Annotated in this window: 16 protein-coding genes and 1 pseudogene; 8 read left to right on the top strand and 9 right to left on the bottom strand. The window is 60.7% G+C overall.

Annotated features, from left to right (window positions below):
* Positions 1 to 124: 124 nt before the first annotated feature.
* From ROG8370_RS05115 to ROG8370_RS05085, 7 genes and pseudogenes are all read right to left on the bottom strand, one after another.
* Positions 125 to 791 (bottom strand): annotated as a pseudogene (locus tag ROG8370_RS05115) (transposase); the annotation flags it as partial.
* A gap of 205 nt (positions 792 to 996) precedes the next feature.
* Positions 997 to 2,388: an FAD/NAD(P)-dependent oxidoreductase gene (locus tag ROG8370_RS05110; protein WP_085826008.1), complete on the bottom strand. Its 1,392-nt coding sequence runs from the start codon at positions 2,386 to 2,388 to the stop codon at positions 997 to 999.
* Positions 2,388 to 2,684 (bottom strand): 2Fe-2S iron-sulfur cluster-binding protein, encoded by a 297-nt coding sequence (locus ROG8370_RS05105; protein WP_085825986.1) that lies wholly within the window; start codon positions 2,682 to 2,684, stop codon positions 2,388 to 2,390. The genes ROG8370_RS05110 and ROG8370_RS05105 overlap by 1 nt, the downstream gene beginning before the upstream one ends.
* Positions 2,662 to 3,759, bottom strand: a complete 1,098-nt coding sequence (locus tag ROG8370_RS05100; protein WP_085825985.1) for an NAD(P)/FAD-dependent oxidoreductase — start codon at positions 3,757 to 3,759, stop codon at positions 2,662 to 2,664. The genes ROG8370_RS05105 and ROG8370_RS05100 overlap by 23 nt, the downstream gene beginning before the upstream one ends.
* A gap of 90 nt (positions 3,760 to 3,849) precedes the next feature.
* The gene (gene dctP / locus ROG8370_RS05095; RefSeq protein WP_085825984.1) at positions 3,850 to 4,839 is read right to left on the bottom strand and encodes a TRAP transporter substrate-binding protein DctP; all 990 of its coding nucleotides are present in this window, start codon (positions 4,837 to 4,839) and stop codon (positions 3,850 to 3,852) included.
* A gap of 43 nt (positions 4,840 to 4,882) precedes the next feature.
* Positions 4,883 to 6,187 (bottom strand): TRAP transporter large permease, encoded by a 1,305-nt coding sequence (locus ROG8370_RS05090; RefSeq protein WP_085825983.1) that lies wholly within the window; start codon positions 6,185 to 6,187, stop codon positions 4,883 to 4,885.
* The gene (locus ROG8370_RS05085; protein WP_073199966.1) at positions 6,184 to 6,654 is read right to left on the bottom strand and encodes a TRAP transporter small permease; all 471 of its coding nucleotides are present in this window, start codon (positions 6,652 to 6,654) and stop codon (positions 6,184 to 6,186) included. The genes ROG8370_RS05090 and ROG8370_RS05085 overlap by 4 nt, the downstream gene beginning before the upstream one ends.
* A 109-nt stretch (positions 6,655 to 6,763) precedes the next feature.
* Here ROG8370_RS05085 and ROG8370_RS05080 point away from each other — a divergent pair, with 109 nt between their 5' ends.
* Positions 6,764 to 7,717, top strand: coding sequence for a LysR family transcriptional regulator (locus ROG8370_RS05080; RefSeq protein ID WP_085825982.1), 954 nt, complete (start codon positions 6,764 to 6,766; stop codon positions 7,715 to 7,717).
* On the opposite strand, the gene ROG8370_RS05075 is transcribed toward ROG8370_RS05080, so the two are convergent.
* Positions 7,689 to 8,567, bottom strand: a complete 879-nt coding sequence (locus ROG8370_RS05075; protein WP_245827210.1) for a MurR/RpiR family transcriptional regulator — start codon at positions 8,565 to 8,567, stop codon at positions 7,689 to 7,691. The genes ROG8370_RS05080 and ROG8370_RS05075 overlap by 29 nt on opposite strands.
* Positions 8,568 to 8,727: 160 nt before the next feature.
* On the opposite strand from ROG8370_RS05075, the gene ROG8370_RS05070 reads away from it, so the two are divergent.
* The 7 genes from ROG8370_RS05070 to ROG8370_RS05040 all read left to right on the top strand — a co-directional run bounded on the left by ROG8370_RS05070 (position 8,728) and on the right by ROG8370_RS05040 (position 16,560).
* Complete coding sequence (locus tag ROG8370_RS05070; protein ID WP_085825981.1) at positions 8,728 to 9,519, top strand: N-formylglutamate amidohydrolase; 792 nt, start codon at positions 8,728 to 8,730, stop codon at positions 9,517 to 9,519.
* The gene (locus tag ROG8370_RS05065) at positions 9,512 to 10,117 is read left to right on the top strand and encodes a TRAP transporter small permease subunit (protein ID WP_085825980.1); all 606 of its coding nucleotides are present in this window, start codon (positions 9,512 to 9,514) and stop codon (positions 10,115 to 10,117) included. The genes ROG8370_RS05070 and ROG8370_RS05065 overlap by 8 nt, the downstream gene beginning before the upstream one ends.
* Entirely contained in the window at positions 10,107 to 11,429 is a 1,323-nt protein-coding gene (locus ROG8370_RS05060) for a TRAP transporter large permease (RefSeq protein WP_085825979.1), read from the top strand. The genes ROG8370_RS05065 and ROG8370_RS05060 overlap by 11 nt, the downstream gene beginning before the upstream one ends.
* Before the next feature lie 53 nt (positions 11,430 to 11,482).
* Positions 11,483 to 12,523, top strand: a complete 1,041-nt coding sequence (locus ROG8370_RS05055) for a TRAP transporter substrate-binding protein (RefSeq protein ID WP_085825978.1) — start codon at positions 11,483 to 11,485, stop codon at positions 12,521 to 12,523.
* A 74-nt stretch (positions 12,524 to 12,597) separates the two neighbouring features.
* Positions 12,598 to 13,959, top strand: coding sequence for a glutamine synthetase family protein (locus ROG8370_RS05050; RefSeq protein WP_085825977.1), 1,362 nt, complete (start codon positions 12,598 to 12,600; stop codon positions 13,957 to 13,959).
* A 79-nt stretch (positions 13,960 to 14,038) separates the two neighbouring features.
* Positions 14,039 to 15,418 (top strand): aldehyde dehydrogenase family protein, encoded by a 1,380-nt coding sequence (locus tag ROG8370_RS05045; protein WP_370738324.1) that lies wholly within the window; start codon positions 14,039 to 14,041, stop codon positions 15,416 to 15,418.
* Positions 15,415 to 16,560, top strand: coding sequence for an iron-containing alcohol dehydrogenase (locus ROG8370_RS05040; RefSeq protein WP_085825976.1), 1,146 nt, complete (start codon positions 15,415 to 15,417; stop codon positions 16,558 to 16,560). Before ROG8370_RS05045 ends, ROG8370_RS05040 begins: the two co-directional genes overlap by 4 nt.
* A 93-nt stretch (positions 16,561 to 16,653) precedes the next feature.
* Here the strand turns inward: ROG8370_RS05040 and ROG8370_RS05035 are convergent, their stop codons facing one another.
* Entirely contained in the window at positions 16,654 to 17,817 is a 1,164-nt protein-coding gene (locus tag ROG8370_RS05035) for an NAD(P)/FAD-dependent oxidoreductase (RefSeq protein WP_085825975.1), read from the bottom strand.
* Between the last annotated feature and the right edge of the window lie 3 nt (positions 17,818 to 17,820).

Raw genomic sequence — 17,820 nt, 5'->3', positions numbered from 1 at the left:
CCTCAGAAAAATGAGCCTCCGACCCGGCTGCGGCTCATTTTTCTGAGGGTACGATCATAAAGCGATTCTTTCACGCTGAAGCGGGTCCGACTGGAAGTCGGAGGGTTTGCTCCACGGCGTGGATACTGAAGAATGCAGGTCCTTTACGGGCCGCTGTCCATTGGCTTGCGGGATCAGAATGGGAGGTGAATTTGGGCTGCACCTCGCTGGCGGCACCAAAAGCGGCCTCATCCAACCTGTCGAGATACTCGCGAACCGCGCGGGGGGGCATCGGTCGGATCAATGGCTGACGCGTCCCAATTTTCTTTGGGCGTCGAGTTCTGTTTATTGGCGTCCGCTTCAATCAGGCTTGCGTCGATCGCCATGCGTTGCCCACTCACCAAGCCTTCAGCGATACACCGCGCCACGGTCGTCTCAAACAAATGGCGCAACAGTTCGCTCTCGCGAAACCGCCCATGCCGGTTCTTGGAAAATGTCGAGTGATCAGGCACGCGGCCACTCAGATCAAGACGGCAGAACCAGCGATATGCAAGGTTGAGATGAACCTCCTCACACAGGCGGCGTTCGGACCGGATGCCAAGGCAGTAGCCCACCAAAAGCATGCGGATCAGTAACTCTGGATCGATGGAAGGACGGCCCGTGTGGCTATAAAACTCAGCCAGATACTGGCGGATGCCGCTCAGATCGACAAACCGGTCAATCGAACGAAGCAAGTGATTTTGCGGGATGTGATCCTCCAGCGAGAACTCATAAAACAGCGCCGCCTGTGCTTCCTGCCTCGGTCCCAACATGGCAAAATCCCCCGATCAATATGGGAATTGAATCAGTGATGCACGCCTCGATCAAGGAAGAGTTTTTCAACAAAATACGCCCATAGCAGACTTGGCCCCAACGCCCGGAACAAGGCGCATCGCGCAGCCGGGCAGCGCCCGACCGATTTGTCGCATTTGGCACTTTGGAATTTTCAGGTCCAGACCCTAGATTACCAAGGGTGTGTTACTCCGCCGCGCGAGGCCCCTCGTCCATCGCCGCCAATTCACCAAGCGTCACCGGCTTGAGCGGCGGGCGGATGCGATAGTATCCGGTTGCGTCCTGGCTCTGGCGGTTTTCCGTCGCCAAAATCTGCGTCACGCTCAACCCGCAATAGCGCCCCTGACAGGGGCCCATGCCCGCGCGGCCAAAGGCCTTGGTCTGGTTCGGGCCGATACAGCCAAGCTTGGCATAGCCGCGAATATCCCCCGCCGTCACCTCTTCACAGCGACAGATCACCGTCTTGTCGGTCGGCGCAAGCGCCTCTGGCAGCGGCGGATAGGCGGCATCCAGAAACGGGCGCGCGGCCAATTCGCCCTGCATGGCGCGGCGCAGGGGCGCGCCCTCGCCGTCCCGCGTTGCGACCTCAATCGCCCCCAACCACGTCGCGATATCAAGCGCCGCCAGACGCCCGGCAAGCGCGGCCACCTTGGCCCCGCCGATCCCGGCCCCATCCCCGGCGATATGCAGGTACTCCACCGAGGTGGCACCAAAGCCGTCAAGCTCTGGCACGAAACACTGTTGCTCTGCATTCCAGCGATGCGCCACACCAACCGAGCGCGCGGCCTGAGTATTCGGCACCACCCCGTGATGCTGAAGCACCGTATAACAGGCAATGCGATGCACCCTGCCCCCGGCGGTAAACTCGACCGCCTCGGCACGCCCCTCGCCGGTGATCGCAATGTCATGCGCCCCCGTATGACGCACCACCCCGGCGCGGCGAATTTCGTTCAAAAGGCCAAGCCCCTTGAGCAGATAGCGCCAGCCGCGCAGCGCCCCGCCAAGATATTTAAGCGCGCCCATGAAGTCGCCGCGTGTCTGGGTTTCGACCATCGCCAGCGGCGGCGTGCCCGCGCGCACCATCTGGGCCGCGATAAGATAGAGCAGAGGGCCAGAGCCGATCAGCACCGCGCGCCGCGCAAGAACGCCCGATTGCTTGAGCAGGATCTGGCCCGCGCCCGCAGTCATCACGCCCGGCAAGGTCCAACCCGGCAGAGGCATCGGCCGCTCCAGCGCTCCGGTGGCCAGCAAGACATGACGCGCGTCGATCAGCGCGCCCTTGCCATCCTTGGTATAGGCAATGCGCGGGCCGTCTTCGATCGCCCAGACCACAGCCCCCGCCAGATGGGTAATCCCCGGCGCGCCAAGCCCTTGAGTCAGAGCGCGCCCTTCGGTGTAATCCTTGCCCAAGAGGTCACCGCGCAGGGGCGCAACCCGGTCAACATCGCGGTAAATCTGGCCGCCTGCGCGCGGCTGCTCATCCAGAATACAGACCGACAGGCCCTTGCTTGCCGCCACTTGCGCCGCCGCCATGCCCGCAGGGCCGGCACCGATAATCGCCAGATCAACCCGCGCCATCATCTCTCTCCTACGGGTGGCATGTTCAGGATCAGCCCCTCGCTGACCTCCATCATGCAGGCCTGACGGCTTATGCCATCGACCTCGACCAGACAGTCAAAACAGGCCCCCATCATGCAAAACGGCCCGCGCGGCGCGCCGGAAACCGGTGTATGGCGAAAGGTCGTGATCCCGGCCCCAAGCAGGGCTGCGGCAAGGTTGGCCCCCAAAGGCAGGCGCAACTCTTGTCCGGTAAAACTCACCGCAACAAGCGCGCGGCCCTCGCCAAGACCCTCAAACGGCAAAGCGTTGTTCACTGAACACCTCCAGATCAGGGGCCTTGTCGGTGCCCTCTAGCCACTCGGGCAGGATCGTCGCATGCGCGGCGGCAAGGGTGATGCCGCTGTGACAGGTCACAAGGTAAGCCCCCGGCATCGTTTCGCTTTGCTGATAGATCGGCAGGCCATCGGGCGACAAAACCCGAAGCGCGCCCCAGCTGCGCACCAGTTGCGCACGCGCAAGGGCGGGAAAAGCGGCAATCGCCTCGGCGGCAAGGGCCGACAGACCCGGCTGCGTCACGCGATCGTCAAGGCCGACCTCTTCATTGGTAGCGCCGATCTGAATACCGCCCTCATCGACCTGACGCGCGATAAGCGAGGGGCGGTTGATCATTTTCGGAAGTTTTTCGGTGATCAGAACCTGACCACGCTGTGCCCGGATCGGCGCGATAAACCCAAGCTTGGGGCCAAGCGTCATCGCGCCAAGCCCGGCCGAGAGGATCACCTTGGCGGAGGTCACCACCGTGCCATCGGCGCAGGTCACGGTAAACATGTCTTTCTTGGTCACATCGGTGACCATCTTGCCGGTCAGAACCTGACCGCCAAGTCGGCGCACGTCATCGGCAAGCGCCTTCAACAGGCGCAGCGGATTGGCGTGCCCGTCCTGATGATGCAGGATCGCGCCAATGACCTTGGGGCCGATGGCGGGTTCTTCCTTGCGCAGGGCGTTATGGCCCAACACCTCGTAGGGGTAATCACCGCCCAACTTGGCCTTGAGGCCCTCGTATTCCTCAACCCGCGCGGCAAGGCTCTCTTCCGAGAAATGCAGGTCATAGCCGCCATCCTGCTCAAGCCCCACATCGCGCCCCGTCGCATCGCCAAGCCGGTCGGCAAAGCCGCGCCAGGCGGCGGCAGAGGTCTGTGACCAACTTGCGTATCGGGGTTGTTTCATGCCCTTGGATTGCACCCAGACAAGACCAAAATTGCCCCGGCTGGCGCGAAACGATCCGTCATCGCCATCCAGAACGATCACCCGGCGTCCCTTGTTCAAAAGGCCCCAAGCCACCGAGAGGCCGACAACCCCGCCGCCGATGATGGTGTAGTCCGCCTCCATGTCATGTCCTTTGGCTCGGGGATGGGTCCGGGGGATCATGCCCCCCGGAGTCATTGTTTTAGATGTCGCGAAATGCGTCGGAAACCAGCCTTACTTGCCGATTTGGTCAAGAATGCCCTGACCCCATTCAACGCCCACATCCTCAAGCACAACCGGCCAGACATCGGCGCGCACCTTGGCGGCCATGGCGGCAAGCTCTGCATCGGACAGTTCGACCACGGTGGTGCCAAGGTCATCGGCAAGGCGCTGTTCGTTCTTGCCCTGATCGGCCTCGGCCACGGTCCAGCGGGTCGCCTCAAACGCCTCGGCCTCGGCCTTGAGCGCGGCCTGATCCTCGGCGTCAAGCTCGGCCAGGCTCTCGTTCGAGATGATCATGTACCAGACCTCGAAATGGGTATTGGCCGGGATATAGGTCTTGGTCACATCGCGGAACGAGGCGTAATAGCCCTCGGCGCCTGAGCCGATGACGCCATCAACAACACCGGTCTGAATGGCGGTGAAGGCCTCGGAGAACGGGATCGGCGAGGGGATATAGCCAAGCGCTTCGCCGGTCAGCTGGAACGATTTTATGCCAGGCACGCGCACCTTGATGCCGTTGGGCGAGGGATCGCCGGGATGCACCGCATCGGTATTCAGGGAAATCCCGCCGAAATAGACCGGATAGGCGGCCAGCATGGTGATATCCTGCTTGGCATAAAGATCGGCCATCACGTCACGCACAACGCCGCCGGGGCCGTAAATTTCACGCGCCTGCGCCCAGTTGGCGGCAAGGTACGGGAAAGAGCTGATCTGCATCTTGCGGTCGGCCGCCGTTGCGGCAGGCTGGGTTGCCATGTCGATCGCGCCAACGCTGATGCGTTCCTGCACCGAGGTGTAATCGCCAAGCGCCGAGGCCGGGAAGAGGGTGATCTTGACGTCACCGCCGGTGGCCGCATCGACCTTTTCGGCAAAGGCGCGCAATTCGACGTCAATGGTGGCGTCCTGCGGGCGCACGTGGCTCATCTTGAGGTCGGCCGCCGAGGCGATGCTGCCAAGGGCCAGAAGGGCGGCGGTCGCCGTGCCAAGCATAAAGTGTTTCATTTCAGTTTCTCCTTGTTGGTTTTTTCAGAGTGGTTTTTTGTGGTTACGGAGCATAGCCAAACAGTCGCGGCAGATAGAGCGACAGGTCAGGCCAAAGCGAGGTCAGGAACACGACAGGCACATAACCAGTCACGATCAAGAGCATGGCAGGCGGGATCACCTTGGTCACCTTGACCTTGCCGATCCGCGCCCCGAGATAAAGGATCGAGGCATAAGGCGGCGTCACCCCGCCCATCGCGGTATTGACGCCCATGATCGCGGCAAACTGTACCGGGCTGACGCCAATCGCATTCATCAGCGGCAGCAAAAGCGGCGCAATCAGGATGATGGCGGTGACGTCATTGACCACCATGCCGACCAGAAACAGCAGGATGTTGATCAGGATCAGCAACAGAACCTTGTCATCGGTCAGCGAAAAGATCGAGCTGACAAGCGCCTGCGGGATCGCCTCCATCACGAAAATCTGGCTCAGGATCATCGAGAACAGGATCATCAGCATGATCGCGCCCACCGCCGTCGCCGCCTCTTGACCGGCACTCAGGAAGTTGTCCCACCGCAGCCCCTTGTAGATCAGGAAACCAACCGGAACCGCATAGATCACCGCCACCGCAGCGGCCTCGGTCGGGGTCATGATGCCGCCATAGATGCCGCCAAGAATGATCACCGGCATCAAAAGCGCGGGAAAGGCATGGATGCCGCGCTCTGCGACCTGTGTGCTCAACTCCGAAAACGTCGGCTTGTCATCCAGGATCAGGTTGAACTTGCGGCTCATCCAGAGGTTCACCACCGAGAAATTGAACATGATCAAAAGGCCCGGCCCAAGCGTCGCCAGAAAGCAGGCCAGGATCGAGGTATCGGTCACCCAGCCATAGACGATCATCGTCACCGACGGCGGGATCAAGAGGCCAAGGATCGACGAATTGGCGATCAAAGCGGTGGCATATTCACGCGGATAGCCGCGCTTTTCCATCTCGGGGATCAACAGCGGCCCGATCGCGGCAATCCCGGTCAGACCAGAGCCGGAAATCGCGCCGATCACCGCGCAAGACACCGCCGCAACCACGCCAAGCCCGCCACGGATATGGCCGATAAAGGCACTCACGAAGCGCAGCAAAGAGGCGGCAATTCCGCTTTCGGACATGATCGTACCGGCCAGAACGAACAGCGGAATGGCAAGCAGGACCGGATTGCTAAGTTGTTGAAACCCCCAGAGCATATTGCCTTTCATGGTCACGTCACCGATGAAATACATCACCATCAACGCGCCCCCGAAGCAGTAGGGCAGCGGCACGCCAAGCGTCAGGAACAGCACCAGAACGGCGATGGCCAGAAGGGCAACTTCGATCATTGGGCCGATCCTTTGGTTAACGCGCGGATATGGGTCAAAAGGTGCGAGACAGTGTAGAGCATCATCAGCAACAGCCCGATAAACAGCGCCACGTCGGAGTAAAACGTCGGGATGTAAAGCGTCGGGCTTTCGCGCCATACCCGCCAGGCATAGCGCGTGTAATCCCAGGCCCAACTTAGCAACCAAAGGCCCACGACAAGGCTTATGATCTCGCCGACAATCGCCAGAATGGTATGGCCACGATCCGTTTTCACGAATATTTCCAGAACGTTGGCCCGGATATGCGTATTTTCCCGCGAGGCATTGACCGCCCCGAGGATATATAGCCAGAGCGTCGGATAAAGCATGGTTTCCTCAAGCCCCATCACCGGGATTTGCAGAACATAGCGCGTGATCACCTGTACGAACTGACCAAGCGCCACCACGCAGATCAGACCTGTCAGCAGATACTTTGAAAACCTGTCCATAATTCCCCCGGCGACTCGACTGGTCGTTAACCATTAGCTTGACGTGCAGGCGCATATAAAATCAAATTGGAAAAAACGTTCAATCCATAGATTAGGCTTATACCCCACCATGAACCTATCGTTTCGCCAGCTTCACACCTTCCGCGAGGTGATCCGTTCCGGGTCAATCAGCGGCGCGGCGCGCACTCTCGGGCGCACGCAACCCGCCGTCAGTTCGATGATCGCCGGACTTGAGGATGAGTTGGGTTTTGCCCTGTTCCTGCGCGAACATGGCAAGCTTACCCCGACTCCCGAGGCGCGGTTTTTCCTTGAGGAATGCGAGGAAATTCTCGACCGTTTGGATCAGACCAAGCGCACTTTGGGGGGCATCGGCAATCTCTCGGAGGGGCGGTTGCGCATCGCCTGTCACCCGGCGGCATCGGGGTTTTTCATGCCGATGGTCCTGACCGATTTCCTGCGTGACAAACCGGGGATCGAGGTGTCGCTGATGATGCGCTCTTCCACCGTGATCGAAGATCTGATCGCCTCGCAACAATTCGATGTGGGCTTTGCCGAGGCGCCAATCCCGCGCGCCTCGATCAAGCAACAGGATTTCGATATGGAATGCGTCTGTGCCCTGCCTGCGGATGATCCTCTGGCGGCGCGCGACGCGATCACCGCGCGCGATCTTGACGGTGGGGCCCTTGCCACGCTGTTTGCCGAGCACACCACCTATGGCCAGACCTGTCGCGCCTTTGAGGTGGCCGATTGCACCTTTCAGCGCCGGTTCGAATTGCAGACCTTCCTGCCCGGCCTACGCTTTGTCGAGGCCGGCTTATGCGCCATGATCTGCGATATGATCACCGCCCATACCCACCTTCAAAGCAACAGCGCAGGCACGATCCGGTTTCGCCGCTTTGAGCCCGCGATCACCAGCAAGGTGTCGATCCTGACGCCCGCCCATAGCCCGCAATCGGTGATCGCGGCGGCGTTTTGCGCGCATCTGGCGGGTCATGTGGCCGAGCTTCAGGCGGATATGCAGGCCGGTCTGGCCGCTATTTCTGAAACAGGCGGGTCGCGTTGAACAACTCGTCAAGCCGCTCGTATCGCTCACGCGTGGCAGGCCAGCGTTCTTCCTGAGCGGCGGCAATCAGCGCCTCAAGCAACATCATCGTCGAGACATTGGAATCCCACGCCGAGGGGATTTCGACCCAGCAATTGAAGGTGTGGCGCGCCAGATCTGAAATCGGGCTAACCCATTGATCGGTGATCAGGATAACCCGCACGCCACGCGCCGTGGCGAGTTCCGCCAGCCGCAAGAGGTTGGTTTCATAGCGCCGGATGTCGAACATCAAAAGCGTGTCGCCCTCGGCCATATCCAACAGGTAATGCGGCCATGTCGCCGACGAGGCGGTCATATGGGTGACGCGTTCGCGCACCGCCTGAAAATGGGTAAAGGCATAATCGGCAAGCGCTCGCGTGATGCGCCCGCCCACCACGTAAAGCCGCCCCGATGTATCCGCCAGATCGCGCGCCGCCTGATCAAAGCCATCGCTGTCGATATTGGCAAAGGTCTGTTCAAGGTTCTGGGTCACGGCCTGGGCAAAGCGGTTGAGGTGATGCGTCGCGGGCGCCTCGCTTGCCCAATTGGCACGGCGTTGCGTGGGGCCGGAGACCTTGGCTTCAAGCTCTTTCAACAGCGCCTGATGGAATTGCGGATAGCCCTTGAAGCCAAGCTTTTGCACCATCCGCGCCACTGTCGGGGTTGAGACGCCCGCATTCGCCGCCACGATGGTGATCGACGCCAGCCCCGCCGCCGGATAGCTATCCAGCAAGGCCTGCGCGAACTTGCGCTCGGATTGGGTGAGCGCGTTGTAATGATCACGGATCAGTTCGCGCACCGTTGCCGTCGGCTGGATCGGGGTCGTGGTCACATCGCAAATCCTGTGCAAGGTCTGGTCTGGGTGCTGCCGTTTTGGGCAGGTTGCCCAGCATAGCGCGGTGCGACAGGACAATCACCCCGATACACCTGAAAATATATTGACATAAATATTGCCTCGTGGAAACATCTTTACAAACGCCAATGGGGGCAAGATGCAAGGCAATCCGAACAGGGATGATTCTGACGCCGTTGAGGTGCTCAATCCGCAAGGCCGCGGTGCGGCCCTGATCCTGTGCGAACATGCATCAAACAAAATCCCTGATCGTTATCAAGACCTTGGTCTGAGCGAGAGCGACCAGCAAAGCCACGCCGCCTGGGACCCCGGCGCGCGCGATCTTGCCCTTGCCCTGTCTCGCGCGCTTGATGCGCCGATGATCGCCTCGACCGTCTCGCGGCTGGTGTATGACTGTAATCGCCCGCCCGACGCGCCAAGTGCGATGCCCGAGCAATCCGAATATATCGAAGTGCCGGGCAATCGCGACCTGAGCGAGGCGGCGCGCGCCGAACGCGTGCAAACCGTCTACACCCCGTTTTGCACTGCCGTCAGCGATATGATCGCCGCGCGCAAGGCCGCCGGTCTTGTCCCCCACCTGATCACCATCCACAGCTTTACGCCGCTATATTTCGGCTCCCAGCGCGATTGCGAGATCGGCATTCTACACGACAGCGACAGCCGTTTGGCCGATGCGATGCTTGCCGAGGCCGACCAATTGCCCGACCGCGTGATCCGGCGCAACGATCCCTATGGGCCCGAGGATGGCGTGACCCATTCGCTCAAGCTGCACGGGATCGCGCAGGGTCTGGCGAATGTGATGATCGAAGTGCGCAATGACCTATTGGTCGGCACAGAGGCGCAAGCCGCGATTGCCGACGAGCTTTTGACGCTCTTGCGCCCGGCGATGGCAACGCTTGATCAGCAGCCCCCCGGAGGGACGCATGCCTAAATTTATCCTGTCCTATATCCGCGCGATTGACGCGATGAACCGTTTTATCGGGCGCTTTGCGATGTACCTGATCTTTGCGCTGATCGGCGTGCTGCTCTGGTCGTCGTTTTCCAAGGCGTTTTTCACGCCGTCGCACTGGACGCTTGAAACCGCGCAATTCGTGATGGTCGCCTATTACGTGCTTGGCGGGCCCTATTCGATTCAGCTTGGCTCGAACGTGCGGATGGATTTGTTCTATGGCGGCTGGTCGGCGCGCCAGCGCGCGTGGTTTGATGCCTTTACCGTGCTGTTCCTGCTGTTCTACCTCGGCATGCTTTTATACGGCGCGATAAGCTCGACCGCCTATTCGCTTGGCTATTTCGGCACCGAACCGTTTGCCTTTTTCTGGGATCTATTCGTGACCTTCATCACCCAAGGCCCAAGCGGCGCATCCGAGAAGATCGGCTTTATGGAACGAAGCCCGACCTCTTGGCGTCCCTATCTCTGGCCGGTCAAGACCATCCTGTGCATCGGGGTCTTCCTGATGCTGCTGCAATCCCTAGCCGAATTTTTCCGCGACATCGGCCGTATCCGCGAAGAGGCCTCTGATGTCCTATGAAATGATCGCCATTTTGATGTTCAGCTCGATGATCCTGATGCTTTTGACCGGGCAGCGGGTGTTCGGCGCGATTGGATTTGTCGGGGCCTTTGCCGGGCTGATGCTCTGGGGCACGGGCGGGGCGGACATGCCGTTTTCCGCCGCCATGAAGCTGATGAAATGGTATCCGCTTCTGACGCTGCCGATGTTCATTTTCATGGGCTATGTCCTGTCGGAATCCAAGATTGCGGATGATCTTTACAAGATGTTTCACGTCTGGATGGGCCCGGTGCGCGGTGGCTTGGCGATTGGCACGATCGGGTTGATGGTGCTTATTTCGGCGATGAACGGCCTAAGCGTGGCAGGCATGGCCATCGGCGCCACCATCGCCCTGCCCGAGCTTTTGAAACGCGGGTATGACAAGATCATGGTGACCGGCGTGATTCAGGCCGGATCAAGTCTTGGCATCCTTGTGCCGCCCTCCGTCGTTCTTGTGCTTTACGCGATGATCGCGCGCCAGCCGGTCGGGCAGCTTTGGCTTGCCGGCGTCATTCCGGGGCTGATGATGGCGACAATGTTCATCATCTATATCTACGTGCGCTGTCGGTTGCAGCCAGAGCTTGGCCCCGCCCTTCCGCCCGAAGAGCGCAACGTACCAATGGCCGAAAAGCTGCGCCTGCTGCGCGCGGGGCTTTTGCCGCTGGTGATTTTCGCGGTGATGATGGTGCCCTTTGTCAAAGGCTATACCTCGCTTGTCGAAAGCTCTGCCATCGGGGCGATGGCGGCATTCGTCGCGGCGGTGATCAAGGGGCGGATGAACCGCGAGGTGTTTGAAACCTCGGTGCGCCAGACGCTGGCGATTTCCTGCATGTTCATGTGGATCATCCTCGCCGCGCTCGGCTTTGGCGCGATCTTTGACGGGCTTGGCGCGGTCAAGGCGATTGACCACCTCTTTACCGATCAGCTGGGCCTTGGCCCCTGGACGATCCTGATCCTGATGCAGCTCAGCTTTATCCTGATGGGGACATTCCTTGACGATACCGCAATGCTTGTGATCGTGGCGCCGCTTTACGTGCCGCTGGTCGGCAACATGGGCTTCGATCTTGTGTGGTATGGTGTGCTCTACACGATCACCTGTCAGATCGCCTATATGACGCCGCCGTTCGGCTATAACCTGTTCTTGATGCGCGCGATGGCCCCGCCCGAGATTTCGATCCGCGACATCTATCGCTCGATCATACCGTTCGTGATCGTGATGAGTTTTGCGCTGGCCGTGGTGATCATCTTCCCGCAGGTCGCGCTTTGGCTGCCGAATTACGTCTACGGAAAATAACCCCAAGAACTCCGCCAACGGAGCATGACATCAAACCAACCAAGGAGAGATCAATGACCAGTACCAGACGTTCATTCCTTCGCGCCGCAACTTTGGGCGGCGCCGCGACATTGGCCAGCCCGGCCATCGTGCACGCCCAGGCCCCTATCAAATGGCGTTTTCAGACCTATGCCGGCGCCGCATTGGGCGAATTCGTGACCAAGCCGGTCGTAGATTACATCAACAAGGCCGCCAATGGCGAGATGGAGATCGAGCTTTATTACGCCGATCAGATCGTGCCCACCGGCGAGCTTTTCCAGGCGCTTCAGCGCGGCACCATCGACGCGGTTCATTCCGACGACGATTCAATGGCCTCGCCGACGCCGCTTCAGGTCTTTGGCGGCTACTTCCCGCTGGCCACCAAGCACGCGCTCGATGTGCCGGTGCTGTTTCAGCAATACGGTCTGGCCGATATCTGGCGCTCTGAATACGAAAAAGTCGGCGTGACATGGCTCTCGGCGGCGGGTCAGGACCCGTGCAACTTCAACACCAAGAAAGAGATCACATCGCTGGCCGATCTTGACGGGCTCAAGCTTTATACCTTCCCCACGGCCGGGCGGTTCCTGTCGCAATTCGGCGTGGTGCCGGTGTCGATCCCCTATGAGGATGCCGAAGTCGCCGTGCAGACCGGCGAGCTTGACGGCATGGCATGGTCGGGCATCACCGAGGATTACACCGTCGGCTGGGCCAATGTGACCGACTATTTCCTGACCAACAATATCTCGGGCGCCTGGATCGGGTCGTTCTACGTGAACCAGAAGATGTGGGCCGACCTGCCAGAGCATCTCAAGGCGATCGTGATGGCCGGCATCGAGGCCAGCCACACCTATCGCAACCAGTGGTACTGGGGCGGCGAGGCGCGCCTGCGCTCGACGGGTGATCAACTCAAGCTGCGCTCGATCCCGCAGGAAGAATGGAAGACCGTCGAAGACGCGGCGGTGAAATTCTGGGATGAAATCGCCGAAGAGGGCGAAATTCACGCGAAAATCGTCCAGATCTTCCGCGATTATAACGAAGTGACAAGCAAGGCAGGCCCGCCTTATACCTTCGGTTAAGCCCTTTGCCCCGGCGCAATACCCGCGCCGGGGCGCACCGATAATGATGCTACCAACCATACAGGAAATTCCCCATGTCAGGCCCGCTCAGTTTCGAGACCCTAAAATCCCAAGTCGCGACCGGCGAGGTAGATACCGTTCTGGCCTGTCTTGTCGACATGCAGGGCCGCCTGATGGGCAAACGGTTTCACGCGGGCCATTTCATCGCCAGCGCCTGGGAAGAAACCCATTGCTGCAACTACCTGCTGGCCACCGACCTTGAAATGAGCACGCCCGAGGGCTTTGCCTCGACCAGCTGGGAAAAGGGCTATGGCGATTACGTGATGAAGCCCGACCTGAGCACCCTGCGCCCGATGCCATGGCTTGAGGGCACGGTTATGGTGCTCTGCGATGTGCTTGATCACCACACCCACGAGGATGTACCGCATTCGCCGCGCGCCATGCTCAAGACACAGATCAAACGGCTTGAGGGGCTTGGCTTTGACGCGATGATGGCGACCGAACTAGAGTTCTTCCTCTTCGAGCAAAGCTTTGAAGAGCTGCGCAAATCTGGCTATCGCAACCTTGTGCCGATCTCGGGCTATAACGAGGATTACAACATCTTCCAGACCACCAAGGAAGAACACGTGATGCGACCGGTGCGCAATCATCTGTGGAACGCCGGACTGCCGATCGAGAATTCCAAGGGCGAGGCCGAGGCCGGTCAGGAAGAGCTGAACATCAAATACGCCCCCGCGCTTGATACCGCCGATTACCACACCATCGCCAAGCACGCGATCAAGGAAATCGCCTGGGCCAAGGGGCACGCGGTGAGCTTTTTGTCGAAATGGGATCACGACCGTGTCGGCTCGTCCAGCCACGTGCACCAATCGCTCTGGAAGGATGGCAAGCCCGCGTTTTATGACCCGAGCGACAGCCTTGGCATGAGCCAGCTGATGAAGCATTACATGGCCGGCCTGCTGAAATACGCGCCCGATTACACCTATTTCCTGGCGCCCTATATCAACAGCTACAAGCGCTTTCAAAAGGGCACATTCGCGCCCACGCGCACGATCTGGTCCGTGGACAACCGCACCGCCGGATTCCGCCTGTGTGGCGAAGGCAGCAAGGCCGTGCGCGTCGAATGCCGGGTTGGCGGCTCCGACCTGAACCCTTATCTCGCCATGGCCGTGCAATTGGCGGCGGGCATCAAGGGCATCGAGGACGCGCTTGACCTTGCTCCACCCACGGTGGGCGATGCCTATGCGGGCGACACCGGGCTTATCCCGCAAACCCTGCGCGATGCCTATGTGACGCTCAAGGCCTCGGATATGCTGCGCGCGGCCTTTGGCGATGATGTGATCGACCACTATGCCCGCGCCGCCGAGGTCGAGATCGAGGATTTTGACCGCGTCGTGACAGACTACGAGGTGGCACGCGGGTTCGAGCGGGCGTGACAACCGCGCCGCAGGATTTGAGTATTTTTGCCAAGAAGAAGCAGGGCGAGTGCGCTTGCCCGTGACCAAGGATGCAATCATGCAGACATTGAACTGTATATCCCCCATCGACGGATCGGTCTTTGCCACCCGCGAGGTTTTGAGTGTCGAGGCGGCACAGGACGCCGCGACGCGCGCGCGGGCGGCGCAATCCGCTTGGGCGGCGCGACCGCTTCAGGAGCGGATCGACCTTGTCATGGCAGGCGTCGCCGCCGTGGGCGCAATGAACGACGAAATCGTGCCGGAACTGGCCCATATGATGGGGCGCCCGATGCGCTATGGCGGCGAGTTTGGCGGCTTTAACGAGCGCGCCAGTCACATGGCCGCTATTGTCAAGGACGCGCTTGCCGATATCGCCGTGGGCGAGGATGAGACCTTTCTGCGCTATATCAAGCGCGTGCCGCATGGCGTGGTGTTTGTCGTTGCGCCGTGGAATTACCCCTATATGACCGCGATCAACACCCTCGCGCCCGCCTTGATCGCCGGCAATACGGTGGTGTTGAAGCATGCCACGCAAACGTTGTTGGTGGGCGAGCGCATGGCGCGCGCCTTTCACGCCGCCGGTGTGCCAGAGGATGTCTTTCAGAACGTGTTTCTGGATCACGACACCACCAGCGCCCTGATCGCTGCCCGCGCGTTTGATTTCGTCAACTTCACCGGCTCGGTCGGCGGTGGGCGCGCGATGGAGCGGGCCGCGGCAGGCACCTTTACCGGTCTTGGCCTTGAGCTTGGCGGGAAGGACCCCGGCTATGTCATGGAGGACGCCGATCTTGACGCCGCGGTTGATACGCTGATTGACGGAGCGATGTTCAATTCCGGCCAGTGCTGCTGCGGGATCGAACGGATTTATGTCCACGAGAGCCTGTTTGACGCCTTTGTCGAAAAGGCCGTGGCGATTGTGCAGGGCTATCGCCTTGGCAATCCGCTGGACCCAGAGACCACGATCGGTCCGATGGCCAATGTGCGCTTTGCCAATGAGGTGCGCGGCCAGATTGCCGAGGCGCTGAAGATGGGGGCGGTCGCGCATATCGCCACCATGCCGGGCGATGATGGTGCGGCTTACCTGACGCCACAGATCCTGACCAATGTCAGCCACGAGATGCGGGTCATGCGCGACGAGAGCTTTGGCCCCGTCGTGGGTATCATGCCGGTCAAGGATGACGCCGCGGCCATCGCTCTTATGAACGACAGCGAATTCGGACTGACCGCCAGCCTCTGGACCGCCGATCTTGCGCGCGCCCAAAGGGTGGGTGACCAGATCGAGACCGGCACCGTTTTTCTTAATCGCGCCGATTACCTTGATCCGGGCCTGTGCTGGACCGGGTGCAAGAATACCGGGCGCGGCGGCGGCCTCTCGGTCATCGGCTATCACAATCTGACACGTCCCAAATCCTACCATCTCAAGAAGGTGACACAATGAGCCTGACAGGAAACTGGTCGTACCCGACCGCAATCAAATTCGGCGCCGACCGGATATCTGAACTGCCTGCCGCCTGTGCCCAGGCCGGGATCAAGCGCCCGCTTCTGGTGACCGACAAAGGACTTGCGGGCCTGCCCGTCACCCAAGCGACGCTTGATATCATCGAGGCCGCAGGCCTTGGCCGCGCGATGTTTTCCGAGGTTGACCCGAACCCCAATGAGATCAACCTTGCCGCCGGTGTCGCAGCCTATAAGGCCGGTGGCCATGACGGCGTGATCGCCTTTGGCGGCGGCTCGGGGCTCGACCTTGGCAAGATGGTGGCCTTCATGGCCGGGCAAACCCGGCCCGTCTGGGATTACGAGGATGTCGGCGATTGGTGGACCCGCGCCGACAGCGATGCCATTGCCCCGATCATCGCCGTACCCACAACTGCGGGCACCGGATCAGAGGTCGGCCGCGCATCGGTGATCACCAATTCCGTGACCCATGTGAAAAAGATCATCTTCCACCCCAAGGTCCTGCCCACCGTGGTGATCTGCGATCCAGAGCTGACCGTCGGCATGCCGAAATTCATCACCGCCGGCACCGGGCTTGATGCCTTTGCCCATTGCGTCGAGGCCTTCAGCAGCCCGCATTACCACCCGATGAGCCAGGGCATTGCGCTTGAGGGCATGCGCCTTGTCATCGACTACCTGCCGCGCGCCTATAGTGATGGGACCGATATCGAGGCCCGCGCCCAAATGATGAGCGCCGCCGCCATGGGCGCCACTGCCTTCCAGAAAGGCCTTGGCGCGATCCACGCCATGAGCCACCCCATCGGCGCCTATTTCAACACCCATCACGGCACGACCAACGCGGTCTGCATGCCAGCGGTGCTTGACCTCAACGCCGATGTAATCGCCAAGCGGTTTGACCGCGCGACCGGCTATCTTGGCATAGCGGGCGGGTTCGACGGCTTTCGAAGCTTTGTGCAGGAGTTCAACGACAGCCTCGGCATTCCGCGCAAACTGTCCGATCTTGGCGTCACGCCTGACTCGATCCCCGATCTTGTCGCGGGCGCCCTCACTGACCCAAGCTGTGGCGGCAACCCGGTCCAGTTGACCGAGGCCAACCTGACGGCGCTGTTTCAGGCCGCCCTCTGAAACCAAGCCTCGTTTTGGCTTCTTCTTGCTTTAAATATCCCAGGGGCTTGGGGGACAGCGTCCCCCATCCTTTCCCTGATCCGGGCCGAGCCGTCAAAGCTTGGCCCGGATCGCCAGCACCGTCAGGCGCGGCAGGCGAAGGATAACGCGGGCAAGGATATCGCCATATTCCACCTCGCCTGCCATCAGGCGCAGGTATTGCATCCGAAGCGTGGATGAGCGCCGGAAGGCCCGCGCGAATCCGGCCTCCATCGCGGGCAGAAAGATGACCGGCCTGATCAGCCGCGCCATGCGCAACGCCCGGTGCACGGGCCGAAGGCCACGACGATAAAGCGATAGCGCGCGCTCGGGTCGCGCGGTGCGCAGCGCCTCGATCCCGGCCTGCGCGGCAAGATGCCCGCTTTGCATCGCATAGCCGATGCCCTCGCCGGTGATCGGATCGACAAGCCCCGCGGCATCGCCAGCCAACAAAACCGGCCCTCGCCCCGGCACCTTGCGAAAATCGCCGAACGGCAGGAACTGCCCCTTGAAGGTGCTGGCCTCGGCCTCAACCCCCAAAAGCGCGCAATACTCGGCCATGGCGACCTTCATGTCGGGGTTCTTGGCCAGCAACCCGCCGACCCCAATCGTAGTCGAACAGCGCTTGGGAAAGGACCAGCCATAGCCCCATTTCGCCGCCGCAAGATCAATCCGAATGGGCGCGCTTGGGTCGACGTGTTCGCCCACGGCCTCGATCTCAAGGCCAAAGCCGACCTCGGCACGATCAAAGGCCTCACCGAACAGGGCCTTGCCCACCTGGCTATTGGCGCCATCGGCCCCGATCAACACGCCAAACCCGATCCGCCGCCCATCCTTGAGGGTCAGGGATTTGACCTCGGGGTCAATCTCGGCGACGCTCACCCCAGTAAAATCCGCCGCCCCGGCGCCAAGCGCCTGCGCGCAGATCATCGCATCCATATCGAACCGCATGGTCGTGCAAAGCGGCGGCGCATGACTGATCACGCCCATCGGCGCACCGCGAAAGCGGAAATCGACGGTTGTCTTGCGATCCTCGGGATCAAACGGCATTTCATGGCCGAAAATCTCGGCATAATGACGCCGTGCCCGCCCGGTGATCAGCCCCCCGCAGAGCTTGTCGCGCGGGAACGTATTGCGATCAATCAGCGCCACCCGCAACCCGGCCTTGGCGGCGGTGAACGCCGCCGCCCCACCCGCCGGGCCCGCGCCAATCACAACGATGTCGAACTCTGGTTTCATGCA

The organism is Roseovarius gaetbuli (assembly GCF_900172365.1).
GTDB lineage: Bacteria > Pseudomonadota > Alphaproteobacteria > Rhodobacterales > Rhodobacteraceae > Roseovarius > Roseovarius gaetbuli.
Note: the sequence above shows the minus strand (reverse complement) of the source record. Positions and strands in the feature narration are given on the sequence as shown.

Excerpts from the sequence above, each read along its gene's own strand:
- ROG8370_RS05035 (WP_085825975.1), bottom strand. The coding sequence starts at position 17,817 with ATGAAACCAGAGTTCGACATCGTTGTGATTGGCGCGGGCCCGGCGGGT.
- ROG8370_RS05065 (WP_085825980.1), top strand. The coding sequence starts at position 9,512 with ATGCCTAAATTTATCCTGTCCTATATCCGCGCGATTGACGCGATGAAC.
- ROG8370_RS05070 (WP_085825981.1), top strand. The coding sequence starts at position 8,728 with ATGCAAGGCAATCCGAACAGGGATGATTCTGACGCCGTTGAGGTGCTC.
- ROG8370_RS05060 (WP_085825979.1), top strand. The coding sequence starts at position 10,107 with ATGTCCTATGAAATGATCGCCATTTTGATGTTCAGCTCGATGATCCTG.
- ROG8370_RS05085 (WP_073199966.1), bottom strand. The coding sequence starts at position 6,654 with ATGGACAGGTTTTCAAAGTATCTGCTGACAGGTCTGATCTGCGTGGTG.
- ROG8370_RS05080 (WP_085825982.1), top strand. The coding sequence starts at position 6,764 with ATGAACCTATCGTTTCGCCAGCTTCACACCTTCCGCGAGGTGATCCGT.
- dctP (WP_085825984.1), bottom strand. The coding sequence starts at position 4,839 with ATGAAACACTTTATGCTTGGCACGGCGACCGCCGCCCTTCTGGCCCTT.
- ROG8370_RS05090 (WP_085825983.1), bottom strand. The coding sequence starts at position 6,187 with ATGATCGAAGTTGCCCTTCTGGCCATCGCCGTTCTGGTGCTGTTCCTG.
- ROG8370_RS05055 (WP_085825978.1), top strand. The coding sequence starts at position 11,483 with ATGACCAGTACCAGACGTTCATTCCTTCGCGCCGCAACTTTGGGCGGC.
- ROG8370_RS05110 (WP_085826008.1), bottom strand. The coding sequence starts at position 2,388 with ATGGCGCGGGTTGATCTGGCGATTATCGGTGCCGGCCCTGCGGGCATG.
- ROG8370_RS05100 (WP_085825985.1), bottom strand. The coding sequence starts at position 3,759 with ATGGAGGCGGACTACACCATCATCGGCGGCGGGGTTGTCGGCCTCTCG.
- ROG8370_RS05040 (WP_085825976.1), top strand. The coding sequence starts at position 15,415 with ATGAGCCTGACAGGAAACTGGTCGTACCCGACCGCAATCAAATTCGGC.
- ROG8370_RS05050 (WP_085825977.1), top strand. The coding sequence starts at position 12,598 with ATGTCAGGCCCGCTCAGTTTCGAGACCCTAAAATCCCAAGTCGCGACC.
- ROG8370_RS05045 (WP_370738324.1), top strand. The coding sequence starts at position 14,039 with ATGCAGACATTGAACTGTATATCCCCCATCGACGGATCGGTCTTTGCC.